At 58.8% G+C, this 1,788-nt stretch carries 1 protein-coding gene and 3 pseudogenes; 2 read left to right on the top strand and 2 right to left on the bottom strand.

Going from position 1 to position 1,788, the window contains the following annotated elements; genetic code table 11:
- Nucleotides 1-149: pseudogene (gene ispG / locus DID99_RS36510) on the bottom strand (4-hydroxy-3-methylbut-2-en-1-yl diphosphate synthase); the annotation flags it as partial.
- 410 nt (nt 150-559) lie between these two features.
- Between ispG and DID99_RS36505 the strand changes: the two are divergent.
- Nucleotides 560-1,207: pseudogene (locus DID99_RS36505) on the top strand (IS5 family transposase); the annotation flags it as partial.
- A gap of 3 nt (nt 1,208-1,210) precedes the next feature.
- Nucleotides 1,211-1,431, top strand: a pseudogene (locus DID99_RS37560) (IS21 family transposase); the annotation flags it as partial.
- 102 nt (nt 1,432-1,533) lie between these two features.
- Here DID99_RS37560 and DID99_RS37670 read toward each other — a convergent pair.
- Nucleotides 1,534-1,788: hypothetical protein (locus DID99_RS37670; RefSeq protein ID WP_221623082.1), on the bottom strand; the 255-nt coding region annotated here is incomplete at its 5' end.

Here is a 1,788-nt window from a genome sequence, read left to right as displayed (position 1 = left end):
TCGGCCGTGTCGGTATTCGTCATCGACTGCACGCGCACCGGCGCATCACCGCCGATCGTCACGAGCTGCCCGCCCCAGCGCACGTTTACCATACTGGTTCTGTGACGTGCCGTGATCGTGCCCCAATCGGGTTGCGCGTCCTCAGTGATTGCGGCATCGCCGATATTCTTAATTTGTTCCAAAACTGCTCCTTGGTTCAGTCGCGAGAATGAGCTACCAAACAAACTTCTCACTGTGCTGCCGCCTTAATTTGCATGTGAAGGAAGTCTTAGAATAAAACGACATCCTGGATACCACTCGACCAAGTCGCGAATCGGGCAAAGTGGTTATCGACACATCTCCGAAAAATGATGCCGGGCCGCTCAGGCTGGAGAATCTACATTGACCTTGACGTCAAGGCTTTCGAAAAATGGACTTTTTGAGTCGACCGGCGCGGGAATTACAAACACAGCGACGATCTGTGTCGGGCGTTGTTGCATAAATCCGACGAGCGCCGCGGTGACGTTTACGCACAACGACCGGGGCGATGCCTCTGTTAACAATTTGGGTTCCTGCGTCGATGCTCGATTTTTGCCGAGAAGATGCGCAAGGACAGGAGCCGAAGGCGCGCTACCACGTCAGAAACTGGGCGGCGTACAACGCCGGCCTGATCAACCGAGGTAACGTCACGATGTGGATCGACGAAGCCGCCCTTGCGAGCCTGCCTGACGCCGAACCGACGCGCGGTCGGCCGCGGTTGTACAGCGATGCACTGATTCAGGCGTTGCTCGCCCTGAAGACCGTGTTCCGCTTGCCGCTGCGTGCCCTGCAGGGCGTCGCGCAAAGCCTGCGCCTAGCTTTCGCTAGCTTGCCCGTGCCGAACTACACGACGCTCTGCCGTCGCGCGCAAACACTTGAGGTCCAACTGCCGATCATCCGCGACGGCGAACCGATTCATCTGGTGGTCGACAGCACGGGCGTTAAGATCTACGGCGAAGGCGAATGGAAGGTGCATCTCGCGCTCGACGCGAATACCGCTCAGGTGCGTGCCGCGCTGATGACGCATCAGGACGTTGCTGACGGCGACGCCCTGGCTGAACTGCTCGAGCCGATCCCGCACGGCGCGCAGTTCGAGGTCGTCGGCGGTGACGGCGCCTACGACTCCAAGCCGTGCCATGCCGCAATTGCTGCGCGCGGCGCAACGCCCTCGATTCCACCGCGCGCAGGCACCGCTGGCGATACCGCGCTAGACTTCGCGCGGCATTACGGCACGTCGTTCCTGCTGCACGGGTGTATCGCCCACAGGACAAGCCGAAGGTAGAAGTTGGGATCCAGGTGGTCGAGCGCTGGATCATGGCGCGCCAGCGTCATCACCGGTTTGCGTCGGTCCAGTCGGTCGATGATGCAATCCGGCCATTGCTCAAGAACCTGACCGAGCGCCCGTTCCAGAAGCGGGCATACTGTCTCCGGCCAAAGCCGGCGCACGGTCAACAACTCGCCTTACGGATTATTTGCCTCGAGGCATCCGTACCGGCTTACCACGTTCCCGTTTCATCACACGACTAAGTAGGGGCCTGCCTCTTCGCCGGTGGCACTATCGGCGGCGTATCGTTGCATAGGAGAACGATATCCGGCCACGTTCCATTTTTGGACCATGCCTGACAGCAGCGTTGGCATATTGCTTATGACGACGTTTATCAGCAGTTCACATACGTTACCCAACTCCGCCAGCCTAGTGTTCCGTCCCAGAAATAACTTTACATGGAATTGTGTTGCTCTATGATCAAGCGAAATTGAGTGGAGGCGATC

Source organism: Burkholderia sp. Bp8986 (assembly GCF_003854225.1).
Taxonomy (GTDB): domain Bacteria; phylum Pseudomonadota; class Gammaproteobacteria; order Burkholderiales; family Burkholderiaceae; genus Burkholderia.
The sequence above is the reverse complement of the archived record's forward strand: the minus strand, read 5'-3'. Positions and strand labels throughout refer to the sequence as shown.